The following is a 24,201-nucleotide window of genomic DNA, read 5'->3' on the forward strand; positions in this document are numbered from 1 at the left end:
CGGTGCGCCCGAGGAAGGTGGCGGCCTGGCGCCCTTCAGGCCGCGCGGAGGGGTGCTGCGACCCGCGCCGGACGCCCTGGGCGCATTTCAAGCATCCGGCGGCGGGCCGCAGCGGTCGGTGGACCACCCGGTTATTGGATGTCGCGTCTAATATGGAACGCGGTTTGAACGTGAGTCAAGGGGGCGGCACAAAGGCCGCTAGAGGCCGCGGGTGTGGGTGACGTGGATGCGGACGGGGACCGAGAAGCGGTTCGCGAACTCTGCGGCGCTGCCGAAGCGGGTGTTGATCGCCTCGCCGTACTTCTCCAGCCAGGCCGGGTTGTCGGTGACCGGCGGGTGGTCGTCCAGGATCTCGGCGGTGCCGGTGAGGACGACGATGTCGTTGCCGCCGTTGCTGTCGAAGTTGAGGGAGACGAGGGGCCGGCGCCGGATGTTCGCGAGCCGTCTGGCGTTCGACTGGCTGTAGATCAGCACGCTGTCGGCGCCGTCCCAGAGGAAGCCGACCGGGTTCGGCTGCGGGGTGCCGTCACGTCCGACGGTCGTCAGCCAGATCGTCGTGTCGTCGGTGAGCCGCCGGCGGACGCGTTCGCCGAAGGCGGTGGACGGGTCGGGGAGCGGGCTGCTCGTCACGTGGGCCGATGCTAGAACACGTGCGCGAGGGCGGCGATCTCGTCGACGGTTGCTAGGGGGATCGTCAGGGCGATGTCCCAGGTTTCGTCGTCTTGGCCGATGAGCAGGACGGCTCGGTCGTCTGACAGGGCCCAGAACACCGAAGAGCCTGCGCAGACGCCTATGCGCAGGGATCGTCGTTCGTCCCAATGGGCGTCGCGGATTTCGGTTAGCCGGGAGAAGTCCGCGAGGGGCGCCCGGATGTGCAGTTCCCATGTCTCGGCGCGCAACGTCAGGACCGGGAGGGGCTCGGCGTCCATGTCCAGCATCGCTTCGACCACCAGGGGATGGTCGCACGGGGCGATGAGTTCCGGGAGGCGGGACGGTCTCTTCTCGTGAGTCGTCGAGAGGAGTGCGGATATGAGTGGTGTTCGGGTTCTGGTCGGGACGCGCAAGGGCGCGTTCGTGCTGACCGCGGACGGGAAGCGCGAGAAGTGGGAGGTCAGCGGGCCGCACTTCGGCGGCTGGGAGATCTACCATCTCGCGGGGTCGCCCGCCGATCCGTCGCGGCTGTACGCCGCGCAGTCGACCGGCTGGTTCGGGCAGGTGATCCAGCGGTCGGACGACGGGGGCGAGACCTGGCGGCCGGTGGGCAACGAGTTCCGGTACGAGGGTGAGCCGGGGACGCAGCAGTGGTACGACGGGACGCCGCGCCCGTGGGAGTTCAACCGGGTCTGGCACTTCGAGCCGTCGCCGGTGGACCCGGACGTCGTCTACGCCGGGGTCGAGGACGCCGCGCTGTTCCGGACGGGCGACGGCGGGCGGACCTGGGAGGAGCTGCCGGGCCTGCGCGGTCACAGGTCGGGGCCGGACTGGCAGCCGGGCGCGGGCGGGATGTGCCTGCACACGGTGGTGCTGGACCCGCGGGACGCGGAACGGATGTACGTGGCCATCTCGGCGGCGGGCGTGTTCAAGACGGACGACGCCGGCAAGACGTGGCGCCCGGCGAACCGGGGCCTGCGGACGGAGGGCATCCCGGACCCGGAGGCGGAGGTGGGCCACTGCGTGCACCGCATCGCCATGCATCCGTCGCGTCCGGACGTCCTGTTCATGCAGAAGCACTGGGACGTGATGCGCAGCGACGACGCGGGGGAGAGCTGGCACGAGATCAGCGGCGACCTGCCGAGCGACTTCGGGTTCCCGATCGCCGTCCACGCCCACGAGCCGGACACCGTCTACGTGGTGCCGATCAAGAGCGACTCGGAGCACTACCCGCCGGAGGGGCGGCTGCGGGTGTACCGGAGCCGCAGCGGGGGCGACGAGTGGGAGCCGCTGACCAGGGGGCTGCCGCAGAGCCACTGCTACGTCAACGTGCTGCGGGACGCGATGGCCGTCGACTCGCTGGACCCGTGCGGGATCTACTTCGGGACGACCGGCGGCCAGGTCTACGCGTCGTCCGACGAGGGCGACGGCTGGACGCCGATCGTCCGCGACCTGCCGGCGGTGCTGTCGGTGGAAGTGCAGGCGCTGCCGTGATCAGGGTGGTGCTGCCCGCGCATCTGCGGGTGCTCGCGCAGGTGGACGGGGAGGTGCGGCTGGAGGTCGAGGAGCCCACGATCGGCGCGGTCCTGGACGCGCTGGAGTCGCGCTGCCCGGTGCTGCGCGGCACCATCCGCGACCGGCGGACCGGGCGGCGGCGGGCGTTCGTGCGGTACTACGCGTGCGCCGAGGACCTGTCGCACGAGCCGGCCGACACCGCGCTGCCCGGGCCGGTGGCGGCGGGCGCCGAGCCGTTCCTGGTGGTCGGCGCCATGGCGGGCGGCTAGCGCGGGATGTCGGCGATCATGCCGTCGGTGTCGATGCGGTGGCCCTGGGCCCGCAGCAGGCGCAGGACGAGGTCGCGGACGGCCTTCAGCTCGTCGACGCGGTCGGCGGTCGCCCGGCCCTCCAGGTAGTCGATCGCGGCGGCGCCGACCTCGCCGGCCACGCGCGACCAGGCCTCCTGCGCCTCCTCGGCGCTGAGCCGCCGGGTGGTGCGGAAGCGCCGCAGGTCCTCCTGGGCCGCGACGACGCGGGACTGCGCGTCCGCGACCTGGACGTGGGCCTCGGCGACCGCCGTGCGCAGGTGCTCCTCGACGCGGCGGCGGCCCGACTCCTCGTCGGCGGCGGACGGCGGGCCGGTGGGCAGCTCGTCGTCGTCGACGAGCCCGGCGGCGCGCAGCCAGCGGCCCGTGGCGTCCTGCGCGGCCCTGGCCTCGTCGTAGGCGAGGCGGTCGGCGCCGTCGTAGACGACCTCGCAGCCGGCGGCGGTCGCGTCGTCGGAGAGCCGGATCCAGACGTGGCGCGCGGCGTCGGGCGGGACGGTGCCCTCGCGGGTGAAGGCGGTCAGGGCGCGTTCGGCCTGGGCGAGGTCGTCGGTGGCGCGGTCGAGGTGCCGCAGCCGCCACTCCAGGGTCTGCTCGAGGCTCTCCTCCATCGATGCCAGCGCCTGCGCCTCGAGCTCCGCCGATAGCTGGTCGGTCATGCCCACCCCCGTGTCTCCCGGCCTCTGCGGCCACCCTAGGGCGGCGGCCCCGCCCGGGTGGGCGGAACACCGGACCCCGGAGCGCGACCACCGGCCGTAGTACTACCTCCCGTGGTGACCTGCCCGCGAGTCGGATAATCTGGACGCCGTGAAGGGTCTTGGAGAGCTTGAACGCACGGTCATGGAGGTTCTGTGGGCGCGGGAGGACGCCGGTGCCGGCGCCGCCACCGCCCGGGACGTGAGCCGTGCGCTGGCCCATGACCGCGACCTCGCCCACACCACGGTGATGACGGTGCTGGACAGGCTCGCCAAGAAGGACTTCCTCGAACGCGAGCGGGACGGCCGCGCGTGGCGGTACCGGCCGGTCGAGAGCCGGGAGAGCTACGTCACGGAGCTGATGCTGGGCGCCCTGGACGAGACGGGCGACCGCGACGCCGCTCTGGCGCACTTCGTCCGGTCGGTCTCGAGCGACGAGATCGACGTGATCCGCCAGGCCTTGGCCGGCATCACCAAGGAACCACCGGCATGACCGGCACCGCCCTGCTCGCATTGATCTCCCTGGGGACCGTCGGCGGGGCGCACCTGCTGTCCCGGGCCAGGTGGACGTGGCGCACCCCGCGCCTCGGCATCGCCCTCTGGCAGTCGCTCGGCCTGTGCTGGGGCGTCGCCACGATCGGGGCGATGCTCGGCGTCGCGCTGGCGCCGTACCGCAAGGGCGTGCTGGGCGGCATCCCCGGCCTCTACGACGACCAGGCCGCCAGGCTCGACGCGGTGCACATGGCCGCGCTGCTGTCGGCCGTGAGCCTCGCCGCCGTCCTGCTGGTGATGCTGATGTACGCGGTGGTCCGCGTCGTCCGCGCCAGGCATCGGCACCGCGTCCTCCTCGCCCTCGTCTCGCGCCGTGATTCGGCCGTGCCCGGCACGCTGGTCCTCGACCATCCGGGCGCGGCCGCCTACTGCGTTCCGGGGGTCCGCTCGTCCAAGGTCGTGGTGAGCGCCGGGACGCTGGAGCTGCTTGACCGCGCCGAGCTGGCCGCGGTCCTCGCGCACGAGCGCGCGCACGCGCGCGAGCGCCACGACCTGGTGCTGCTGCCGTTCGCGTCGCTGCGCCAGGTCTTCCCGCAGTTCCGGCTGGTGGGACGGTGCCTGGACGCGGTCGAGCTGCTGATCGAGATGGCCGCCGACGACCGGGCCCGGGCCGGGCGCCCGCCGCGCGAGCTGGCGACCGCGCTGCTGCGCTTCGCCGCCGCCCGCCCGGCGGCCGCGCCGTCCGGCACCCTCGGGGTCGCGTCCGCCGACGACATCCCGGTGATGGCGCGGGTCAACCGGCTGCTGGAGCCGAAACCGCTGTCGCGCCGGGCCCGCTTCGCCGCGACGGCCGCCGTCCCGGTCCTCGCCGGCCTTCCGCTGATCCTCATGGTGCTGCCCACCTGATCCCGCCGTCCGCGCCGGTCCGGTCAGTCGGCGAGGACGGTGCCGTACAGGCGGTCGACGCGCAGGCGGATCACCAGCCGCTCGTCCTTGACCATCTGCTCCAGGAACGCCCGCTCGTCGGCGGGGTCGGCGAAGCCGGGCGTCATCGCGAGGAGCTCCAGCCCGGTGGCGTCACCGGGCTTTTCGGTGATCTCGGACAGTTCCGCCGTTCCCTCGGCGACCGCGAACGACAGGTGGTCCGGAGTGGACGCGTGGAGCGCGGCGCGCGGGTCGTTGCGGATCTGCTTGACCTTGGCGCGCCCGGCGACGGTGGAGATCCGCGCGACGCGTTCGGCGGGGTCCCAGCTGTAGACGACGGTGGACAGGTGCGGATGGCCGCTCTTGCGGTGGGTGGCCAGGACGGCGAACTGCTGCTCGCCGAGGATGCGGGCCAGGTCGTCCTCGCTGATGGGCTTGGGGCCGGGTCCCTGTCCGGGGCCGTACTCGGTCATGGTGGTCTCCTTCGGTGGTCGCGTTCTCAGGTGTTGGCGGGGACGGGGTCAGGCGTTGGCGGGGACGGATTCGACGGGTGCGGGCGCGTCCGCCGCGGGTTTCGGGCGGCGCAGGACGAGCACGCCGACCAGGAAGGCGGCGACCAGCAGGCCCGCCGAGACCGTGAAGGCCAGGTGGTAGCCGCCGGTCAGCGCGGCGGCCTCGGACCGCCCGTCCGCCCGCAGATGCTCGGTGCGGGACGCGGCGAGCGTCGACAGCACGGCCACGCCGAGCGCCATCCCGACCTGCTGGACGGTGTTGAACAGCCCGGACACCAGGCCCGCGTCGTCCGGGCGGGCACCGGACATCCCGAGCCCGGTCAGCGCCGGCAGGACGAGCCCGCCGTCGGCGATCAGCACCATCACGGGCAGCAGGTCGGTGACGTAGTCGGCGTCCTGCGGGATGCGGGTCAGCCATGCCATGGCGGCCATCAGCAGGACGAGCCCGCCGAGCAGAACCGCGCGCTCGCCGAAGCGGCGGCTGAGCCGCGCCGAGACGAACAGCGAGATGGCGCCGATGGAGACGGCGGCGGGCAGCATCGCGAGGCCGGTCTGCAGCGCGTCGTAGCCGAGGACCTTCTGCATGTAGAGCGCGACGAGGATCTGGAACGAGAACATCGCCGACAGCGACAGCATCTGCGCCAGGTAGGAGCCGGACGCGTTGCGCGAGCGGAGCAGGCGCAGCGGCATCAGCGGGGTGGCGGCCTTCGCCTGCCGGACGAAGAACCCGGCGAGCAGGATCACCGACACCGCGCCGAGGCCGAGCGTGCGGCCCGACAGCCAGCCGTCGCCCTCGGCCTTGACGACGGTGTAGATGCCGAGCATCAGCCCGGACGTGACCAGCAGCGCACCGGCGACGTCGGCGCCGGCGCGCAGCCCGATGCCGCGGTCGCGGGGCAGGACGCGGACGGCCAGCGCGATGGTGGCCAGCCCGATCGGCAGGTTGATCAGGAAGATCCAGTGCCAGCTCAGCGCGTCGGTGAGCACGCCGCCGAGCACCTGGCCGATGGACGCGCCGGCCGCGCCGGTGAAGCTGAAGACGCCGATGGCCTTGGCGCGCTCGGCGGGCCCGCTGAACAGCGTCACCAGGATGCCGAGGACGACCGCGGAGGCCATCGCGCTGCCGACGCCCTGCAGGAACCGGGCGGCGATCAGCAGGCCGGGGCCGCTCGCGACGCCCGCCAGCAGGGACGCGCCGGTGAACACCGCGTTCCCGGCGAGGAACATCGTCTTGCGGCCGATCAGGTCGCCGAGCCGGCCGGCGAGGAGCAGCAGGCCGCCGAAGGCGATCAGGTAGGCGTTGACGATCCAGCTGAGCCCGGCGGCCGAGAAGCCGAGGTCCTGCTGGATGGACGGCATCGCGACGGTGACGATGCTGCCGTCCAGGATCGTCATCAGCGCGGCGGCGGACAGCACGCCGAGGGCGGTCCCGCGGGACCGTGCGGACAGGGTCATGGTCATCTCCCGTTCGAGGCGGACAGGAGAGACAGTAGCAGATAGTTTTGTTAGAGACGATCTATTGTCGACCTACTTGTTGCGCTCCCGCCTGCGGCGCACCGGCTGCGCCTGCTCCACCGGGGTGCTCAGATGCCCTTCGGCCAGGAGGCGCAGTGCCCGCACGAGCACGTCGCGCTCGTCGTCCGGGAGCGAGTCGAGCGCCGCCGCGTGCACGCGGTCGACGATCTCCTGCCCCCGGCGGGCCGTCTCGGCGCCCTTCTCCGTGACGGCGATGATGCGCGCGCGGCGGTCGGTCGAGGACGGCCGGCGCTCGGCGAGCTCGGCCTTCTCCAGCGCGTCCACGGTCACGACCATCGTGGTCTTGTCCATGTCGCCGATCTCGGCGAGCTGGATCTGGGTGCGCTCCTCTTCGAGCGCGTGCACCAGCACGCAGTGCATGCGCGGCGTCAGCCCGATCTCGGCGAGCGCCGCCGTCATCTTCGACTTCAGCACGTGCCCGGTGTGGTCGAGCAGGTAGGACAGGTCCGTCACGGCGTTGGCAGGAGCGAGCGCGGTCATGGCCCCAGCCTACCCAAGTGGTTTCGTTCTGGATTATCTACTGCCATCCGCATTCGGAGTGGGATATCGTGGAGGCATGAACCGCATCGCGTGCCTCGGCTGGTGGCCGTCCTAGGACGGCCGGCACTCGCGCACGCACGGGCCGTCCGCCGGACGGCCCTTTCTCTTTCTCCGCACCCGGGGCCGGGACCGGCGGGCCCCGGGGAACCAGGAGGAGAGAAGAGACGATGCACACCACCGGGACGCAGACCAGCCAGAAGCAGACCAGCCAGAAGCAGACCGGCCAGGCGCCCGACCCCTACCGCGACCTCGAAGAGCGCGTCGCCGCCGAGCCCGGCGCGTTCCGGATCCTGACCGGCGACCGGCCGACCGGCGCCCTGCACCTCGGCCACTACTTCGGCACCCTCGCCAACCGCGTCCGCCTGCAGCGCGCCGGCGTCGAGCTGTTCGTGCTGGTCGCCGACTACCAGGTGCTCACCGACCGGGACGTCGCCGAGCGGATGGGCGAGCACGTCGAGGGCCTCGTCGCCGACTACCTCGCGATCGGCGTCGACCCGTCCACCGCGACGATCTTCCGGCACAGCGCCGTGCCCGCGCTGAACCAGCTGATGCTGCCGTTCCTGTCGCTGGTGTCGGTCGGCGAGCTGAGCCGCAACCCCACGGTGAAGGACGAGATCGCCGCGTCCCGGCAGTCGGCGGTCAGCGGGCTGATGTTCACCTACCCCGTCCACCAGGCCGCCGACATCCTGTTCTGCAAGTCCAACCTCGTGCCCGTCGGCGCCGACCAGCTCCCGCACCTCGAGGTCACCCGGACGATCGCGCGCCGCTTCAACGAGCGCTACGCCCCCGTCTTCCCGGTGCCGGACGCCCTGCTGTCGGCCGCGCCAACCCTGCTCGGCACCGACGGCCGCAAGATGAGCAAGAGCCGCGGCAACGCCATCGCCCTGTCGGCGTCGCCGGACGAGACGGCCCGGCTGATCAAGCGGGCGGTGACCGACGCCGACCGGCACATCGAGTACGCCCCCGACACCCGTCCGGAGGTGTCCAATCTGGTGCTGCTCGCCGCGCTCTGCCAGGGCCGCGACCCTCGCGAGGTCGCCGCGGAGATCGGCGACGGCGGAGGCGCGGCGCTCAAGAGGGTCGTGACCGAGTCGGTGAACGAGTTCCTGCGCCCGATCCGGGCCCGCCGCGCCGAGGTCATGGCCGACCGCGGCCACCTGCACCGCGTCCTCGCCGAGGGCAACGAGCGCGCCATCGCGATCGCCGACCGCACCCTCGACGAGGTTCGCGAGGCGATGTCGATGGCCATGTGAGGCCCGTCCGGATCTCCTGGTCCGCGGTGCGCGCCCGCCGCCGGGCTACCGGGCTGCGATGCCCTTGAGGACGGCGGCCACCAGGTCGTCCTCCGAGTACCGGACGGCCGGCTCGGCGATGCCCCGTCCCTGGAACAGCGCCGACAGCACCGGCTCGTGGCACGCACCGACGATCATGGAGGTGACGGCGTCGACGGAGGCGTCGGCGGCGATGCGGCCGAGGTCGCGCTCGGCCTCCAGGTAGCCGCGCAGGCGGTGGCGCCAGTCCCCGCCCGGATCGCCCAGCTCCGCGAACCGGGCGAGGACCTCGGGCGTCGCGACCAGGCCGGTCAGCGCCGGGACCATCCGGCCGTGCAGGGCCAGGCCGTGGGCGACGTAGGCGCGCAGGTTGCCCTCGACCGTCCCGGTGCCCGGCGCGGGCAGGGGCGCCAGGCCGCTCTCGATCGCCGCCGCGCGGGCGCGCAGCGCGAGGGCGATCAGCTCCTCCTTGTCGGCGAAGTGGTTGTAGAGCACGCCGCCCGCGACGCCCGCCTCCCGCGCGATCGCCCGGACGGTCAGCCCCGCCGTCCCGCGCTCGGCGATCAGCCGTTCGGCGGTCGCGATCAGGTGCTCGCGCAGGGTCCGGTCGCCGCCGCGCAGCGCGGCCGCCTTTCGAGGAGACATCACCCGCATCGTAATGAGCGGCGCGCCGCGGCGCGGCGTCAGCGCCGGGCCCGCACGAGCCAGGCGGTGGAGCGCAGCCGGACGGCGCCGTCGCGCTCGAACGGCCGGAGCGCGTCCGCGAGGGCGGCGCCGATCCCGTCGGCCTGCCCGAGGTTGTGGCGGACGGGGCCCCAGGCGGCGAGGAACTCGGCGGCGTCGCGGGCGTCGCGTCCCCACACCTGCTCCGCCTCGACGCGGCGGCAGGTGACGTCGCGGAAGCCCGCCCCTTCGAGGATCTCCTGCACGTCGCCGGGGTCGGAGAGCGACAGCGGCCCGCCGTGCCCCACCACGGCCTCCGGACGCGGCGCGGCGGCCGCGAAGACGGCGCCGAGATCGTTCTCGGCGAGCCCGGTCATGGACAGGAAGGCCAGCCGGCCGCCGTCGCGCAGTGCCCGCCGGACGTTGCCGAACGCGGCCACGGGGTCGGCGAAGAACATGACGCCGAACCGGCTGACCGCCGCGTCGAAGCCGCCGTCCGGGAACGGGTGCACCTGCGCGTCGCCCTGCTCGAACGCGGCGTTCCGGACGTCCTCCCGCTCGGCGAGGGAGCGGGCGCGGGCGAGCATCGGCGCGGACAGGTCGACGCCGAGCACCTCGCCGGACGCCGCCCGCCGCGCGGCGAGCCGGGTGACCTGGCCGTTCCCGCAGCCGACGTCGAGGACGCGGTCCCGCGGGCCGATCGCGGCGGCCTCCAGCAGGGCGTCGTTGAAGCCGCTGTTCACGGCGTCGTAGCGGTCGTGGTGGCCGGCCCAGTGCTCGCCCTCGTAGCCGTTCCAGGCCTCGGCCTGACCGGTGTTGACGATCCGCATCGCCCCTCCTTATGAACGTATGTTCATGAACTTATGTTCATAATGAGCGCGCGGCGGTGCGCGGGTCAAGGGCGGGACGCGTCCTCTCAGCTCAGCGCGGTGATGAACGCCGCGGTCGCGGGGTCGGTGGCCCGCGAGTGCAGCAGCTCCGTCCGGTGGACGACCCGGGGCGCCCGCACGGGCACCTCGGCCACACCGGGGTCGTCCACCGTCCCGGCCGGCAGGACGGCGAGCCCGTGGCCCGCCGCGATCAGCGCGACGAGGAGCGGGAGATCGCCGCCCGCGCAGGTCAGCGCTGCCCGGAACCCGTCACGGGACCCGGTCGCCCGGCGCAGCGCGGGGAGCGGGACGGCCACGTCCGGGACGTCCAGCCACAGCGCGTCGACCAGGTCGTTCAGGTCGACGCCGGGACGGGATGCCAGCGGATGCGCGGACGGCAGCACCAGCGCGAGCGGCCGTTCCGCGACCGCGACGGCCGCCAGCGGGACGGTGTCGGTCAGCCGGAGCGGGTCGTTCGGTGCGGTGATGCCGTCGACCAGGCCGATGTCGAGGTCGCCCGCCGCGACCCCTGCGTCGATCTCCGTGCGGGCCATCACCCGAACGGCGGTCTCGACGCGGGGGTTGGCGCGGCGCGCGCCGGCGAGCGGCGCCGCGACGTGCGCGGCGGCCAGCGGTGACGCGCCGATGCGCAGCCGCGACCGCGGCGTCCCGGACATCCGGACGATCTCGGACCGCGCCGCCTGGAGCCGCAGCAGGATCGGACCGGCGTGCTCCAGCAGCCGCGCGCCCGCCTCGGTCGTCCCGACCGGGCGGCGGTGCAGCAGCGTGGCCTTGAGGTCGTTCTCCAGCGCCGCGATCTGCTGCGACACGGCGGCCTGCGTGTAGCCGAGCTCGGTCGCGGCGGCGGAGAACGAGCCCGTCCGCACGACGGTGACGAAGGTCCGGAGCAGGTGCGGGTCCATCGGATAAGTGTCGCTTATGGAGCCATCGGAAATCATCGTTGGCGCTTAAGCGGGGTGCGGCGCCAGGATCGAGGCATGACCTTCACAGCACGCATCGCCCTGGTGGGGGAGCGTTCCCCGAACGTCCAGTCGCACGTCAGGATCCCCCGGCTCCTGGAGGCCGTCCGGGAGCGCGACGGCCTCCTCGCGGAGGCGTACTGGATCCCGACCGACGAGACCGGCGGCGGCCTGGACGGCTTCGACGGCGTCTGGCTGCTGCCCGGCAGCCCGTACCGCAGCGAGGCGGGCGCCCTCGCCGCGGTCCGCTCGGCGCGGGAGGGCGGGATCCCGCTGCTCGGGACCTGCGGCGGCTTCCAGCACATGGTCCTGGAGTACGCGCGCAACGTCTGCGGGATCGCCGGCGCCGTGCACGCCGAGAACGAGATGCCCGGCGACGACGCGGTGATCATGCCGCTGGCCTGCTCGCTCGCGGGGCACGAGGGCGAGGTGAACGTGGCGCCCGGCTCGTCCGCCGAGCGGATCATGGGAACCGCGCGCAGCATCGAGCGCTTCAACTGCACGTTCGGGCCGAACCCCGAGTACATCGGGACGCTGGAGGCGAACGGCCTGCGGTTCACCGGCCACGACGACGAGGGGCAGGTGCGCATCATGGAACTGCCCGGCCACCCGTTCTACTTCGCGACGCTGTTCCAGCCGGAGTTGGCCGGCGACGGCAGCCGCCCGCATCCCGTGGTCACCGCGTTCGTCGCCGCCGCGTGCGCGGCGGTGGGCGCGAGGGCCGCCGCCGGCTGACCGGCGCCCCCGGGGCGGCGCCGGTCGTGCGGTGCGTCAGACGCGCTTGTCGAGGAGCGGCTCCCGGGCCGGGGCGGCGGGTGCCGGGCCGGCGGCGGGGGCGGCCGGGCGCAGGAACAGCAGGGCGAGGACGACGGTCACCAGCGTGAGGCCGAAGTCCGCCCAGATCGCTGTCTCGGCGGCGGACGCGAACGCGGCCCGGCCGGGATGCGCGCCGAGCGCGGCGAAGAAGACCGCGCCGAGCACCGCGACGCCGGTCGCGCCGGAGAACTGCTGGGCGGTGCTCAGCACGCCGGACGCGGCGCCGGCCTGGGCCGGCCGGATCCCGGACATGACCGCGCCGATCACCGACGGCAGCGTCAGCCCGCCGCCGAGGCCGACGAGGCCGAGCGGCGCGAGCAGCCCCGCGGCGGTGACGTCGCCGCCGAGGACGTGCAGCTGGGCGGCGAGGGCCAGCACGCCGAGCGCGGTGACGACCGTCCCGCAGACCAGGACCCTGGCCCCGAACCGGGCGACGAGCGGGCGGCCGAACAGCGAGGCGATCATGGTCAGCAGGGCCATCGGCCCGAACTCCAGGCCCGCCTCCAGCGGCGTCAGGCGCAGGCCGCCCTGCAGCAGCATGGTCAGCACCACGTTCATGCTGCTGAACGAGGCGAGGAACGCCACGTTGATCGCCAGTCCGAGGTCGAACGAGCGGACCCGGAACAGCCCGAGGTCGAGCAGCGGTTCCCCGCCGGTGCGGGCGAGGCGGCGCTCCCACAGCAGTGTCGCGGCCATGACCGGGACGGACGCGGCGAGCGAGGTCCACGTCCAGGCGGGCCAGCCCTGCTCGCGGCCCATGGCCAGCGGGACGAGCGCGAGCGCGAGGGCACCGGAGATCCCGGCGGCGCCGGCCGGGTCGAGGCGGGGCCGCCGGCCGGAGCGGGCGCCGGGCAGCGAGCGGGCGGCGAGGACGATCGCGGCGGCGCCGACCGGGACGTTCACCAGGAAGATCGTCCGCCAGCCGAGCCCGAACAGGTCGGCCTGCAGGAGCAGCCCGCCGCCGACCTGCCCGGCGATGCCGCCGCCGCCGAGGACGACGCCGTACCAGGCCATCGCGCGCGGCCGTTCCTCCGCCGGGAACGCGGACGTGATCAGCGCGAGCACCTGCGGGACCATCGCCGCGCCCGTCAGCCCCTGCAGCAGCCGCGCCGCGACGAGCTGGTCCGGCGACTGCGCGAGCCCGCACAGCAGCGACGCGGCGGTGAAGGCGGCCATGCCGAACAGGAACAGGCGCCGGTGGCCGAACAGGTCGCCGAGCCGCCCGCCGGTCACCATGCCGCTCGCGTAGGTGAAGGCGTAACCGGCGATGACCAGTTCGAGGGCGACCGGCCCGGCGCGCAGGTCGCGCTGGAGGGAAGGTGTCGCGACATTGACCACCATGTAGTCGAACGACACCATGAACGTCGCTGAGAGGATGACCGGGAGGACCAGCCGGCCGTGCTTTCCGGATGCCATGCGGTCCACGGTCGTGGCGCGGAGCCCGTGCCACATGGAGAGGAATACGTAGTCCGGCGGGCCGGGTTCTTCAGATTTCCGGGCCGGGTTGCTTAGGGGGTGTGGTGGCGTCCGCCTTCGTCGCCCGCACGGCCGAGCTGGCCGCGCTGTCGGACGCCTTCGCGCGCGCGTGCGAGGCCGGTCCCATGGCGGTGCTGATCGACGGGGACGCGGGGATCGGCAAGAGCCGGCTGGTCGCCGAGTTCGCGGCCCGGCTGCCGTCCCGGACGCGCGTGGTGCGCGGCGACTGCCTGGAGGCCGGCGGCGGGTTCGCCTACGCGCCGTTCATCGCGGCGATGCGCGCCCTCGTCCGCGACCTCGGTCCCGAACATGCCGCCGGCCTGCTCCCCGGCGGCGGACGCCTCGGGCTGGCGCACTGGCTGCCGGTGCTCGGCGCCGCACCGGACGAACCGGACCCGGCGTACGGGAAGGCCCGGCTGTTCGAAGACGTCCTGACGCTGACCGAGGGCGCGGCGCGGGAACGGCCGCTCGTCCTGGTGCTGGAGGACCTGCACTGGGCCGATCCGTCGAGCCGCGAGCTGCTGGTGTTCCTCGTCCACAACCTGGCCGGGCCCGGTGTGCTGCTGGTCGGCACGTACCGTTCGGCGGACCTGGACGAAGCGCACCCGCTGCGTCCGGTGCTGACCGGGCTGGCGCGGTCGCCGCGCGTCCGGCGGATGGAACCCGCGCCGCTCACGTGCGCCGAGGTGCGCGGGCTGGTCGCCGACCGGCTTGGATACGAACCGGCCCCCGACGCGGTGGAGGAGATAGCGCGGCGTAGCGAAGGCAATCCGCTGTTCGTGGAGGCATTGGCGGACGCCGGCGCACAGGGCGGAACACCGCGTCGCCTGCGGGACCTGCTGCTGGCTGGCTTCCGTTCCCTGCCGGACGGGTCCCGGAGCGTGCTGCACGCCGCGTCCGTGGCGTCGGCATGGGGCGGTGGGTTGGCGCACCGGTTCCTCGCGTCCGTGACGGGGCTGGACGACCTGGCCCTAGAGGACGCGATACGTCCGGCGGTCGAACGCGGCCTGCTGCTGACGGAAGGCGACGGATACGCATTCCGGCATGCGCTGCTACGCCAGGCCGTCTACGAGGACGTGCTTCCAAGCGCGCGCGCACGCCTGCACAAGCGGTCCGGCGCCGCCTTGCAGGCCGACCCCGGCCTGGTGCCGGACGGCCGCGCCGCAGCGGAGGAGGCGGCGCATTGGTGCGCGGCGGGCCAGAAGGAGCGGGCGTTCGACGCCCTGTGGCGTGCCGCCGCCGCGGCGCGCGCCGTCCACGCCCATCCGGAACGGCTGCGGATCCTGGAACGCGTGCTGAGGCAGTGGGACGACGTCGCCGAACCCGAACGGGTCCTCGGCGCGGACCGGGCGGAGGTGCTGCACCGCGCGGCGGAGGCGTGCCTGTCGGCGGGCGAGGCGGCGCGCGGCGTCGCCCTCGCGACCGAGGCGCTCTCGGCGCTCGACCGGGAGACCGGCCCCGGACGCGCCGCGCTGCTCCTCGAACTGCGCAGCATGCTCCGCCACCGGCTCGGCGACCCGGCGCTCGACGACCTGCGCGCGGCCGTGGCGCTGCTCCCGGCGGAGGCGCCGGCGGCGGTCCGGGGCCGTCCGCTGTCCACGCTGGCGAACCGGCTGTTCCTGCTGTCGAGCCCGGACGAGTCGCGCGCGCTGGCGACCGAAGCGCTCGCGGCGGGCCGCGCGTCCGGGGACGCGCGGGTGCGGGCGTGGGCGCTGCTGACGCTCGGGTCCCTCGACGGCGCCGCGGGCGACCTGGACGCCGCGCTCGCACGGATCGCGGAGGCGGCGCGGGTCACCAGGGCGGCCGGGGAATCCGCGGTCCCGCTCGTCATCGCGGCGATGGCGGAGGCGGACGCGCTGCACGGCATGGGCCTGGACGAGCGGGCCGTGGACGCGGTCACCGCCGGCCTGGAGACCGCGCGCCGCTCCGGCCTGGACCGGGACCAGGGCGCGGGCCTCGCCGCGAAGGGCGCCGAACCGCTGTGGGCGCTCGGCCGCTGGGACGAGGCGGCCGCGCTGCTGCGGGACGTCCTCGCGCTCGACCCGCCGCCGCTGTTCGCCGCGCTGGCCCAGGTCAACCTGGGGACGGTCGTGCTCGCTCAGGGCGACGTCGCGGCGGCGGCGCGGGCCGCCGACGCCGCGTACGCGATCATGGGGGACACCTACCAGGGCAAGGCGTTCCGGCTGCCGCTGCACGACCTGCGCTGCCGGATCGCGATCGTCCGCGACGACCTCGCCGGCGCCGACGGGATCCTCGGCCGCGCCCTCGACGGGCCCGGGCTGCTCGCCACGTCGCGCTTCGCGTGGCCGCTGCTGCTGACCGGCGCCCGGCTGTGCGCGGAGCGGCTCGCCCACCGGGTCGGTGAGCGCGAACGGCCGGCTCAGCTGCGCGACCTGGCCGGACGGCTGCCGGTGATCGGCCCCGTGCAGCACGCGTACCGGACCGAGTTCCACGCCGAGGTAGGCGACGGGACCTGGGACGAGGCGGTGCGGGCCTGGCGCGAGGTCGGTCGGCCCTATCCACTCGCGCAAGCCTTGTTCCGCGCGGCGGAGGCGCCCGGCGTCCCGTCCGCGCAGGCGGCCGAGCGGTGCCGGGAAGCCGCCGCGATCGCCGCGCGGCTCGGCGCGAAACCGCTGCTCAAGGAGATCGAACGGCTCGCCGCCCGCGCGCGCCTCTCCCTGGCCGAACCAGAACCGGAGCCGGAGCCCGTCGCGCCCGGTCCGGCTCGCCGCCTCGGCCTGACCCGCCGCGAGACCGAGGTGCTCCGGCTCGTCGCGGACGGGCGCAGCAACCGGCAGATCGCCGAGGCGCTGTTCATCTCCGCCCGGACGGCGGGCGTGCACGTGTCCAACATCCTGGCGAAGCTCCAGGTCGCGTCGCGGACGGAGGCGGCGGCGCTCGCCCACCGCCTGCGCCTGTTCGACCCGCCCGCCGGCTGAACCCCGACGTTCCAGGACTAGTAGTCCTTGAGCGCGATGGCGGTGGCGGCGGCGTGGATGGGGGCGATGACCTTCGCCATCATCCGCTCCCGCCCCGGCATGCGACCCATCACTGCGAGCATTGCCATCGAGATGCGGACGGCCCGCGCCGTCCGCATCACCATGCGCTTGAGGTTCGCCGGCCCGAGCTTCTGGTTCCGCGCCACGAACGGCCGCATCTCCCGCTCGTACGCGGCGAACGCGGCGCGGTGGTCGCCCCGCGCCGCCGCCAGTTCCCCGGCCAGCACGTAGGCGCCGACGAGTGCCAGGCTCGTGCCCTGGCCGGACGCGGGGGACGCGCAGTACGCCGCGTCGCCGAGCAGCGCGACCCGCCCGTCCGACCAGCGGTCCATGTGGACCTGGGCGACCGCGTCGAAATAGAAGTCCGGCGCCGCGCCCATCCCGTCCAGCAGCCGCGGGACCTCCCAGCCCTCGCCCGCGTACGCGGCGGCCAGCACCCGCTCCTGCGCGGCCCGCCCGCGCGGGAGGTCCCGGTCGTCGGACCGGAACAGGAACATCGCCTTCGCGCCGGCGTCCCCGGCGACGCTGTAGACGAGGGCCGTCCGGCCGGGGCCGATGCAGGTGACCTCCTCGCGGTCCAGGCCCAGGCGGCCGGGGACGCTGAAGATCGAGATGCGGTGGCCGAGGTCGCGGACGAACCTCTCCTCCGGTCCGAACGCCAGCGACCGGGTGGCCGAGTGCAGCCCGTCCGCCCCCACCACCAGGTCGAACGTGCGCGAGAGGCCGCTGTCGAAGGTGACCTCGACGCCGCCGGCCGTCTGCTCCAGCTCGGCGATCGAGTCGCCGAAGAGGTACTCGGCCTCGGTGCGCTCGAACAGCAGCCGGTGCAGGTCGCCGCGCAGGACCTCCGCGTCGCCGTGGACCCGGCCGCCGAACGTGTCGCCGTCCATGCTCGCGACCCGCCGGCCCGCCGCGTCCACGACCGTCCCGCTCCGCACGCCGGTGCGCATGCCGCGGATCTCGTCCAGCAGGCCCATGCGCTCGGCGACGGTCAGCGCCGCGCCCCGGACGTCGACCTTGTAGCCGCCCGCGCGGATCGCGGGCGCCCGCTCGACCACCGTCGGCGCGAAGCCGTGGCGGCGCAGCCGGAAGGCGAGGGCGAGGCCCGCGATGCCGGCGCCGGAGACCAGGACGCTCGTGTTCTCGTTCATGCCGCGAACGGTACAACCGTTTTAGACAAATGTGCAAGACATTCGTCTAAGACGGACGTCTCAAAGATCGGCTAGGGTTCTCCCATGGGCAACCGCGAGGACCTCCTGGCCGGCGCGAGGCGCTGCCTGCTGAGCAAGGGCTACGCGCGCACGACGGCGCGCGACGTCGCCACCGAATCGGGTGTCAGCCTGGCCGCGATCGGCTACCACTTCGGGTCGAAGGACGAGCTGCTGCGCGCGGCGCTGCGCCAGGCGATCGAGGAGTGGGGTGCGGAGATCGCCTCGATCCTGGCCGCCGAGACCGAGCGCGGCCTGTCCGGCGCCGAGCGGTTCGAGGCGACCTGGGCGCGGGTGCTGGAGTCGTTCGCGCGGACGCGCCCGCTGTGGGCGATCCAGTTCGAGGCGATCGCGCAGATCGAGCGGACGCCGGAGCTGCGCGACGCCTTCCCGGAGGCGAACCGGGAGGCGCGCCTCGGGCTGGTCGAGCTGTTCGGCGCCGGCGCGGCGGAGCTGGGGGAGCGGCGTGCCGAGCTGGTCGGCGCCTGCTACCAGGCATTGCTGGCCGGCCTGGCGGCGCAGGCGCTCGTCGACCCGGACGGCGTGCCGGCCGCGCCCGACCTGCTGGAGGCGGTGCGGGCGATCGCCGCCGGAATAATGTAGAACGGAATTCTTCGTTCCCTTAGGATGGACGGCATGGAGACCACGACGCCGGCGCCGATGAGCGGCCGCAAGGCCCAGGCGGCGCGCAACGACGAACTGATCCGGGAGGCGGCCCGGGCGGTTTTCACCGCCGACCCGGGCGCCCCCATCGCGGCCGTCGCCGAGCACGCGGGCGTGGGGATCAGCGCCCTCTACCGCCGCTACAAGAGCAAGGAGGACCTGCTCCAGAAGCTCGCCGACGACGGCATGGACCGCTACCTCGCCGAGGTCGAGGCCGCGCTCGCCGACGACGGCGACCCGTGGGAGGTCTTCGCCGCGTTCATGCGCCGCTGCCTGGACATCGGCGCCGGCTCCCTGACGATGCGGCTCGCGGGCGGCTTCCCCGTCACCGAGGCGATGAGCGCCAAGGGCCGCGAGATCCACCTCGCCACGACGCGGCTGCTGGAGCGCACGAAACAGGCCGGGGCGCTGCGCCGCGAGGTCGAGGTCGGCGACATCTCGGTGATCCTGGAGTACCTGCACGGCATCCGGATCGGCGACGACGAGCGGATGAACCGGCTGCAGCACCGCTACCTGTCGCTGATGCTCGACTCGCTGTGCCTCACCGAGGCCGGGGAACTCCCCGGCCCGGCCCCCACCTGGCGGGAACTCCGGGGACGGTATGACGGCCGATAGGCTCGACGGCCGCGCGCTGAACCGGGCGCTGCTGGACCGGCAACTGCTGCTGCGGCGGCACCGGATGACCGCGGTCGAGGCGGTCGAGCACCTCGTCGGGATGCAGTCGCAGGCCCCGAACCCCCCGCACGTCGGCCTGTGGAGCAGGCTCGAAGGGTTCGGCTTCGACGACCTCACGGCGCCGATGACCGACCGGCGCGTCCTGCGGATCGTGCTGATGCGCGGGACGCTGCACCTGGTCGGCGCCCGTGACGCGCTGATGCTGCGCCCGCTGACCCAGCCGATCCTCGACGGCCACCTCCGGAGCCCGCGGGCCGCCGGCCTCGCCGCCGTCGATCTCCCCGCCGCCGTCGCCTACGCGCGCAAGGTCCTGGAGGAAGAGCCGCGCTCCGACAAGGAACTGCGCGCCGTGCTCGGCGAGCGCTGGCCGGACGCGGACGCCGCGCTGCTCGTCTGGGCCGTCCGCCTCTCCCTGCCGCTGGTGCAGGTCCCACCGCGCGGGATCTGGGGCGCGTCCGGCATCGCCCGCCACACGACGCTGGAGGCCTGGCTGGACGGCCACGACGTCCCGGAGCCGTCCGTGGAGGAGATGGTGCTGCGCTATCTCGGCGCGTTCGGGCCGGCGACCGTCCAGGACGTCCAGCAGTGGTCGGGCCTGACCCGGCTGGGCGAGGTGGTCGAGCGGCTCCTGCCCCGCCTGCGGGTCTTCCGGGACGAGGCCGGCCGCGCGCTCTACGACCTGCCGGACGCGCCGCGTCCCGGCCCGGAGGCCGAGGCGCCGGTCCGGTTCGTCCCTGACTTCGACAACCTGCTGCTCTCGCACACCGACCGCACCCGGATCATCAGCGAGGAGCACCGCGCGCGGGTCTTCACCGTCAACGGCATCATCCGCGCGACGTACCTGGTCGACGGGTACGTGCACGGGACCTGGAAGATCGGGAAGGCGCGGGGCGAGGCGGCGCTGCGGCTCTCCCCGTTCGCCCCGGTCCCGGCCGGCGAGCGGGACGCGCTGGCCGAGGAGGGCAGGCGGCTGCTCGCCGCCGCGCACCCGGACGCGAAGGCGCACCGGGTCGAGTTCGAGCGGCCGGAGTGAGGGCGGCGCCCCGGGTCAGTCGCATCGCTTCGCGCAGGGCGCCTCGCGGTTCGGGTCCAGCGAGGACAGCAGCGTGCGCAGCGACCGCTGGAAGTCCAGCATCTGCTCGCGGGTCAGCGGGTCGAACAGGTTGCGGCGGACCTCGGCGACGTGGCCCGGGGCGGCCTTCTCCAGCGCGGTGAACCCCTCGTCGGTCAGCTCGGTGATCGTGGTCCGGCGGTCGGCGGCGTCCTTGGAGCGGCGCACCCAGCCGGCCTCCTCCAGCCGGTTGACCGCGTGCGAGAGCCGGCTCGGGGACGAGTGGACGATCGCGGCCAGCTCGGTCATCGTCAGGGCGCGGCCGGGCGACTCCGACAGCATCGCCAGGATCATGTAGTAGGCGTGCGGCATGCCGGAGTCGCGCTGGAGCTGGCGGTCCAGGGCCTCGCTGAGCAGCCGCGAGGTCCACAGGAACGCGCGCCAGGTCTCCTGCTCCTCGTCGTCCAGCCACCGCGTGTCCGTCATGTCTTTATTTTACGTGATACTTGAAGCCTCAAGGCTTGAACGTTCAATCAAATCGGAGGTATGGTTCAAATCTGAACTTCTACGGTCTCGGTCCATTGGGGGGCGACATGACCCGGATGCCGGTGCTCTACCTCAGCCACGGCGCGCCGCCGCTGGCCGACGACGCCGTCTGGACCGCCGAGCTCGCCCGGTGGTCGGCGGAACTGCCGAGGCCCGAGGCGATCCTGATGGTCTCCGCGCACTGGGAGGAGGCGCCGCTGTCGATCGGCGCGACCCGTCCCGTGCCGCTCGTGTACGACTTCTGGGGCTTCCCGGAGCACTACTACCGGGTCCGCTACGACGCGCCCGGCGCCCCGGACCTGGCCTCCGACGTGAGCAAACTCATTCCCGGCGTGCACCGGGACGAGGACCGCGGCCTCGACCACGGCGCCTACGTCCCGCTCGTGGAGATGTATCCCGACGCGGACGTCCCGGTGCTGCAGATGTCCATGCCGACGCTGGACCCCGAGCGGCTCCTCGAGATCGGCCGGACGCTCGCGCCGCTGCGCGACCAGGGCGTCCTGATCGTCGGCAGCGGCTTCACCACCCACAACCTGCGCGCGATGAGCCCCGCCCCGGACGCGCCGGCGCCCGCCTGGTCGGCCGAGTTCGCCGAGTGGACGGGCCGCGCCGTCGAGGGCGGCGACATCGACGCGCTCCTCGACTTCCGCGCCAAGGCGCCCGCCGCGCGCATCGCCCACCCGCGCACCGAGCACTTCGCGCCGCTGTTCGTGGCGCTCGGCGCCGACGCCGACGCCCCGTCCGGCGCCCGCTCCGTCATCGACGGCTACTGGTTCGGGATGGCGAAGCGCTCGTTCCAGTTCGGCTGAGCGCGCAGCGCAACGGCCCCGGCGGCGGTGTCGCGTTCCGCCGGGGCCCGGCCGGCTCACTTCATGTCGGCGAAACCGGTGCGCCACGACGGGGTCCGCGGCTTCCAGCCGAGACCGAGCGCTTTGGCGTTGGACACCGGACGGCCCGTCATGGCGGCGTGCTTGCCCGCGCTGCCCGGCGTCGGGGCGCCCAGCGCCGCGCTGTAGACCGGCAGCCACTCCGCGGTCGTCGCCGGCTCGTCGTCGACGATGTTGACCGGCCCGGCCGGCCAGTCCAGCGCGGCCAGCGCCGCCGCGGCGGCGTCGTCGGCGTGCACGAACGACGTCCACGCGGGCGCCTGCCGCAGGCTGCCGGCCTTCACCCGCTGCGCGATCGCGCCGTCGGGCGCGTACCAGGTGCCGGGCCCGTACAGCGCCCCGTACCGCAGCACAACGCCGCGCGGCATCTCGGCCACCGCGTTCTCCAGCACGGCGATCCCCGCGTAGGGAGGGAGCGAGGGGTCCAGCGCGTCGGACTCGGTCGCGAGCGTCTCGCCCGGCACGTACAGCCAGGCGATGCTCTGCGCGACCATGGTCTCGACCCCGGCCTCCTTCGCGGCGTCGACCAGGTTGCGGGTGCCCTCGATGCGCAGCCGCGAGTTGGCCTCGAAGTCCTCACCGCTCAGGTCGGTGAGCTGGTGAACGACCGCGTCGGGACGCGCCCGCGCGACGGCCTCCCGGACGGCGGCGGCGTCCATGACGTCCACGACGACCGGCGCGGCCCCGAGCTCGGCGATGGAGCCGGTGCGCTCCTGGCGGCGTGTCGTCCCTGCGACCTCGTGGCCCGCCTGGACGAGCAGCGGGATCAGCCGGCGGCCGATGACTCCGGTCGCTCCGGCGAGGAAGATCTTCAAGGGGGTAACCTCCACGACTGTCACGCCTTTGTGGTCGTTCGACGGCAGGATAGGCAGGAGTCCTGATCCAGGTCACGCGCGGCCCCGGCGCGGGCCGCCCCCCGTGGCCGCCGGACGACGGGCGGACGAGCCGCACCGCCCCGTGGAGGCCCGTCCGCCACGAGCGTACCGCCGGAGACCGCCCGTGTGCGTTTCGTGCCCGGCCTGGGGACAATTCTGTGCATGAACATCACTCTCGTCCGGGGCGACATCACCGAGCAGGACGTCGACGCCGTGGTCAACGCGGCGAACTCCTCGCTTCTCGGCGGCGGAGGGGTCGACGGGGCCATCCACCGCAGGGGAGGCCCGGAGATTCTGGACGAGTGCCGCAAGCTGCGCGCCTCGCAGTACGGCGGCGGCCTGCCGACCGGGCAGGCCGTCGCGACGACGGCGGGCCGGCTGCCCGCCCGCTGGGTCATCCACACCGTCGGCCCCGTCTACGCCAAGTCGGAGGACCGCTCCGACCTGCTGGCCTCCTGCTACCGCGAGTCGCTGCGGGTCGCCGACGAACTCGGCGCCGCGTCGGTCGCCTTCCCGGCCGTGTCGGCGGGGATCTACGGCTGGCCGATGGACGACGCCGCCCGGATCGCGGTCGGCACGGTGCGGGCGGCGCAGACCAAGGTGGCGGAGGCCCGGTTCGTGCTGTTCACCGAGGACGCCTACGCCGCGTTCGAGCGCGCCGTCGGCCAGCCCTAGTCGGCCCTGCCCTAGCCCTCCCCGCCCTAGTCGTCGTTGTCCTTCGGCGGCGGGACGACCAGGACGGGGCGCCCGGCATGGTGCAGCACCCGGGTCGACACGCTGCCGAGGATCATCGACCGGGCGCCCGCCAGGCCCCGCGAACCCGTCACGACCAGCGAGGCGTCCAGCTCCTCGGCGACGTCGACGATCGCCGCCCACACCGGGCCGCCGCCGCGTTCGGCGCGCGGCGTCACCTGCGTCGCGCCGGCGGCCTCGGCCAGCTCGGCGCCCTTGCGCGCGAGCGTCTCGGCCTGCTTCTCCTCCTCGAACCTGCCGTCGTCGCCCTGCTCGGCGGTGACCGGCACGCCGGCGGCGAGCGGCGCCCAGGTGATCTGGGTGAGCAGCGGCTCCCACACGCTCAGGATCACGATCGGTTCCGGGCGCAGGTGCTTGGCGGCGTATTCGATCGCGGTCCTGGCGTCGTCAGAACCGTCGAATGCAATGAGAACTGTCATGCCGGAGATATGTCCAAGATCAGCTCGCGCCGAACCCGGGCCGCTCCGGCAGTGGCCAAGCTCTCACCCAGCAGTGCTCACCCGGTGGTCGGCGGCCGTCCCTCGCCGGGCGGGCCGGCGAACGCCTGCGCCACGTCCAGCCACCGGTCGGCGTCCGCGCCCGTCGCGACCACCGCGAGGTCGGCGCGGTGGCGCCGCCGGGTGACCAGCAGGCAGAAGTCGAGCGCGGGAGCGGTGACGGTCTGCGCCGCGCCGTCCGGGCCCCACGTCCACTTGTCGCCGTCCGGGCCGGTCAGCTCGACGCGGAACTCCTCGGCGGGCGGCTCCATGCCCCGGTTGCGGAACGCGAAGTCGCGGGCGCGGACGCCGATGTGCGCCACGTGCCGGAGCCGGGCCGTCGGCTCGCGGCGGACGCCGAGCGCGTCCGCGATGTCCTCGCCGTGCGCCCACGTCTCCATCAGCCGCGCCGTCGCCATGGACGGCACGCTCATCGGCGGCCCGAACCAGGGCAGCCGCGCGCCCGCCGGGAGGGCCGCGAGCGCGTCCGCCAGGCGGGTGCGCGCGTCCCGCCAGGTCCCCAGCAGGACGGCGGGGTCCTCGGCGGCGCCCGCCTCCGCGCGCGCGTCGATGTAGCCGGGTTCGGTGACGGCGTCGTCGACCAGCCGGGCGAACGCTGCGGCGTCGGTCGCGGCGGTGAACGCCGCGACGTCCGTCCAGGCGAGGTGGGCGATCTGGTGCGCGACCGTCCAGCCCTCGGCGGGGGTCGGGTCGGCCCAGCGCGCGGCGGGCAGCGGCGCCACCAGGGCGTCGAGGGAGTCGCCTTCGGCGGCGAGGTCGGCGAGCAGGCTGTGCAGGTCCGGCATCCGACCAGGATTCC

27 protein-coding genes are annotated in these 24,201 nt (G+C 74.0%); 12 read left to right on the plus strand and 15 right to left on the minus strand.

The window, feature by feature from the left end:
* Positions 1–198: 198 nt before the first annotated feature.
* Together QP089_RS42435 and QP089_RS42440 are read right to left on the minus strand one after the other, a co-directional pair.
* The gene (locus QP089_RS42435; RefSeq protein WP_285920196.1) at positions 199–630 is read right to left on the minus strand and encodes a TIGR03667 family PPOX class F420-dependent oxidoreductase; all 432 of its coding nucleotides are present in this window, start codon (positions 628–630) and stop codon (positions 199–201) included.
* Between the two features lie 11 nt (positions 631–641).
* Positions 642–950, minus strand: a complete 309-nt coding sequence (locus QP089_RS42440; RefSeq protein WP_285920197.1) for a hypothetical protein — start codon at positions 948–950, stop codon at positions 642–644.
* Positions 951–1,029: 79 nt separating this feature from the next.
* Between QP089_RS42440 and QP089_RS42445 the strand changes: the two genes are divergently transcribed.
* Positions 1,030–2,145, plus strand: a complete 1,116-nt coding sequence (locus QP089_RS42445; RefSeq protein ID WP_285920198.1) for a WD40/YVTN/BNR-like repeat-containing protein — start codon at positions 1,030–1,032, stop codon at positions 2,143–2,145.
* On the plus strand, positions 2,142–2,435 hold the full coding sequence (locus tag QP089_RS42450; protein ID WP_285920199.1) for a ubiquitin family protein: 294 nt from the start codon (positions 2,142–2,144) through the stop codon (positions 2,433–2,435). Before QP089_RS42445 ends, QP089_RS42450 begins: the two co-directional genes overlap by 4 nt.
* Here QP089_RS42450 and QP089_RS42455 read toward each other — a convergent pair.
* Positions 2,432–3,133 carry a hypothetical protein gene (locus QP089_RS42455; protein WP_285920201.1) on the minus strand — a complete coding sequence of 234 codons (702 nt, stop codon included), beginning with the start codon at positions 3,131–3,133 and terminating at the stop codon, positions 2,432–2,434. The two genes, QP089_RS42450 and QP089_RS42455, sit on opposite strands and share 4 nt — an antisense overlap.
* 148 nt (positions 3,134–3,281) lie before the next feature.
* Here QP089_RS42455 and QP089_RS42460 point away from each other — a divergent pair, with 148 nt between their 5' ends.
* On the plus strand, positions 3,282–3,662 hold the full coding sequence (locus QP089_RS42460; RefSeq protein ID WP_208272191.1) for a BlaI/MecI/CopY family transcriptional regulator: 381 nt from the start codon (positions 3,282–3,284) through the stop codon (positions 3,660–3,662).
* Positions 3,659–4,567: a M56 family metallopeptidase gene (locus QP089_RS42465; protein ID WP_285920202.1), complete on the plus strand. Its 909-nt coding sequence runs from the start codon at positions 3,659–3,661 to the stop codon at positions 4,565–4,567. Before QP089_RS42460 ends, QP089_RS42465 begins: the two co-directional genes overlap by 4 nt.
* Before the next feature lie 23 nt (positions 4,568–4,590).
* Here QP089_RS42465 and QP089_RS42470 read toward each other — a convergent pair whose 3' ends face one another.
* The 3 genes from QP089_RS42470 to QP089_RS42480 all read right to left on the minus strand — a co-directional run bounded on the left by QP089_RS42470 (position 4,591) and on the right by QP089_RS42480 (position 7,113).
* On the minus strand, positions 4,591–5,058 hold the full coding sequence (locus QP089_RS42470) for a pyridoxamine 5'-phosphate oxidase family protein (protein WP_285920203.1): 468 nt from the start codon (positions 5,056–5,058) through the stop codon (positions 4,591–4,593).
* 48 nt (positions 5,059–5,106) lie between these two features.
* Positions 5,107–6,552, minus strand: a complete 1,446-nt coding sequence (locus tag QP089_RS42475; RefSeq protein ID WP_285920204.1) for an MFS transporter — start codon at positions 6,550–6,552, stop codon at positions 5,107–5,109.
* A gap of 72 nt (positions 6,553–6,624) precedes the next feature.
* Positions 6,625–7,113 carry a MarR family winged helix-turn-helix transcriptional regulator gene (locus QP089_RS42480; protein WP_285920205.1) on the minus strand — a complete coding sequence of 163 codons (489 nt, stop codon included), beginning with the start codon at positions 7,111–7,113 and terminating at the stop codon, positions 6,625–6,627.
* A 227-nt stretch (positions 7,114–7,340) separates the two neighbouring features.
* Here QP089_RS42480 and trpS point away from each other — a divergent pair, with 227 nt between their 5' ends.
* The gene (gene trpS, locus QP089_RS42485) at positions 7,341–8,426 is read left to right on the plus strand and encodes a tryptophan--tRNA ligase (protein WP_285920206.1); all 1,086 of its coding nucleotides are present in this window, start codon (positions 7,341–7,343) and stop codon (positions 8,424–8,426) included.
* Positions 8,427–8,471: 45 nt separating this feature from the next.
* Here the strand turns inward: trpS and QP089_RS42490 are convergent, their stop codons facing one another.
* The 3 genes from QP089_RS42490 to QP089_RS42500 all read right to left on the minus strand — a co-directional run bounded on the left by QP089_RS42490 (position 8,472) and on the right by QP089_RS42500 (position 10,899).
* Positions 8,472–9,089 carry a TetR/AcrR family transcriptional regulator gene (locus QP089_RS42490; RefSeq protein ID WP_285920207.1) on the minus strand — a complete coding sequence of 206 codons (618 nt, stop codon included), beginning with the start codon at positions 9,087–9,089 and terminating at the stop codon, positions 8,472–8,474.
* 38 nt (positions 9,090–9,127) lie between these two features.
* Positions 9,128–9,937: a class I SAM-dependent methyltransferase gene (locus QP089_RS42495; protein ID WP_285920208.1), complete on the minus strand. Its 810-nt coding sequence runs from the start codon at positions 9,935–9,937 to the stop codon at positions 9,128–9,130.
* Positions 9,938–10,023: 86 nt separating this feature from the next.
* Complete coding sequence (locus QP089_RS42500) at positions 10,024–10,899, minus strand: LysR family transcriptional regulator (protein WP_285920209.1); 876 nt, start codon at positions 10,897–10,899, stop codon at positions 10,024–10,026.
* Positions 10,900–10,974: 75 nt separating this feature from the next.
* On the opposite strand from QP089_RS42500, the gene QP089_RS42505 reads away from it, so the two are divergent.
* On the plus strand, positions 10,975–11,691 hold the full coding sequence (locus QP089_RS42505; protein ID WP_285920210.1) for a CTP synthase C-terminal region-related (seleno)protein: 717 nt from the start codon (positions 10,975–10,977) through the stop codon (positions 11,689–11,691).
* Positions 11,692–11,727: 36 nt separating this feature from the next.
* Here the strand turns inward: QP089_RS42505 and QP089_RS42510 are convergent, their stop codons facing one another.
* Positions 11,728–13,188, minus strand: a complete 1,461-nt coding sequence (locus tag QP089_RS42510; RefSeq protein ID WP_285920211.1) for an MFS transporter — start codon at positions 13,186–13,188, stop codon at positions 11,728–11,730.
* A 104-nt stretch (positions 13,189–13,292) separates the two neighbouring features.
* Here QP089_RS42510 and QP089_RS42515 point away from each other — a divergent pair, with 104 nt between their 5' ends.
* Positions 13,293–16,187, plus strand: coding sequence for a helix-turn-helix transcriptional regulator (locus QP089_RS42515; protein WP_285920212.1), 2,895 nt, complete (start codon positions 13,293–13,295; stop codon positions 16,185–16,187).
* A gap of 17 nt (positions 16,188–16,204) precedes the next feature.
* Here the strand turns inward: QP089_RS42515 and QP089_RS42520 are convergent, their stop codons facing one another.
* The gene (locus QP089_RS42520; protein WP_285920213.1) at positions 16,205–17,398 is read right to left on the minus strand and encodes an FAD-dependent monooxygenase; all 1,194 of its coding nucleotides are present in this window, start codon (positions 17,396–17,398) and stop codon (positions 16,205–16,207) included.
* A gap of 84 nt (positions 17,399–17,482) precedes the next feature.
* Here QP089_RS42520 and QP089_RS42525 point away from each other — a divergent pair, with 84 nt between their 5' ends.
* The 3 genes from QP089_RS42525 to QP089_RS42535 are packed head-to-tail and all read left to right on the plus strand — an operon-like array spanning position 17,483 to position 19,826.
* Entirely contained in the window at positions 17,483–18,058 is a 576-nt protein-coding gene (locus QP089_RS42525) for a TetR/AcrR family transcriptional regulator (RefSeq protein ID WP_285920214.1), read from the plus strand.
* 33 nt (positions 18,059–18,091) lie between these two features.
* Entirely contained in the window at positions 18,092–18,733 is a 642-nt protein-coding gene (locus tag QP089_RS42530; protein ID WP_285920215.1) for a TetR/AcrR family transcriptional regulator, read from the plus strand.
* Complete coding sequence (locus tag QP089_RS42535; RefSeq protein WP_285920216.1) at positions 18,720–19,826, plus strand: winged helix DNA-binding domain-containing protein; 1,107 nt, start codon at positions 18,720–18,722, stop codon at positions 19,824–19,826. The genes QP089_RS42530 and QP089_RS42535 overlap by 14 nt, the downstream gene beginning before the upstream one ends.
* Before the next feature lie 15 nt (positions 19,827–19,841).
* Here the strand turns inward: QP089_RS42535 and QP089_RS42540 are convergent, their stop codons facing one another.
* Complete coding sequence (locus QP089_RS42540; protein ID WP_285920217.1) at positions 19,842–20,330, minus strand: MarR family winged helix-turn-helix transcriptional regulator; 489 nt, start codon at positions 20,328–20,330, stop codon at positions 19,842–19,844.
* 107 nt (positions 20,331–20,437) lie between these two features.
* Here QP089_RS42540 and QP089_RS42545 point away from each other — a divergent pair, with 107 nt between their 5' ends.
* The gene (locus QP089_RS42545; protein WP_353070681.1) at positions 20,438–21,199 is read left to right on the plus strand and encodes a dioxygenase family protein; all 762 of its coding nucleotides are present in this window, start codon (positions 20,438–20,440) and stop codon (positions 21,197–21,199) included.
* A gap of 56 nt (positions 21,200–21,255) precedes the next feature.
* Here the strand turns inward: QP089_RS42545 and QP089_RS42550 are convergent, their stop codons facing one another.
* Positions 21,256–22,107, minus strand: a complete 852-nt coding sequence (locus QP089_RS42550; RefSeq protein ID WP_285920218.1) for an NAD-dependent epimerase/dehydratase family protein — start codon at positions 22,105–22,107, stop codon at positions 21,256–21,258.
* A gap of 207 nt (positions 22,108–22,314) precedes the next feature.
* On the opposite strand from QP089_RS42550, the gene QP089_RS42555 reads away from it, so the two are divergent.
* Positions 22,315–22,827, plus strand: a complete 513-nt coding sequence (locus QP089_RS42555) for an O-acetyl-ADP-ribose deacetylase (protein ID WP_285920219.1) — start codon at positions 22,315–22,317, stop codon at positions 22,825–22,827.
* Between the two features lie 26 nt (positions 22,828–22,853).
* Here the strand turns inward: QP089_RS42555 and QP089_RS42560 are convergent, their stop codons facing one another.
* On the minus strand, positions 22,854–23,324 hold the full coding sequence (locus QP089_RS42560; RefSeq protein WP_285920220.1) for a universal stress protein: 471 nt from the start codon (positions 23,322–23,324) through the stop codon (positions 22,854–22,856).
* A gap of 77 nt (positions 23,325–23,401) precedes the next feature.
* Positions 23,402–24,187, minus strand: coding sequence for a TIGR03084 family metal-binding protein (locus QP089_RS42565; protein WP_285920221.1), 786 nt, complete (start codon positions 24,185–24,187; stop codon positions 23,402–23,404).
* Between the last annotated feature and the right edge of the window lie 14 nt (positions 24,188–24,201).

The organism is Actinomadura opuntiae, from assembly GCF_030283205.1.
GTDB lineage: Bacteria > Actinomycetota > Actinomycetes > Streptosporangiales > Streptosporangiaceae > Spirillospora.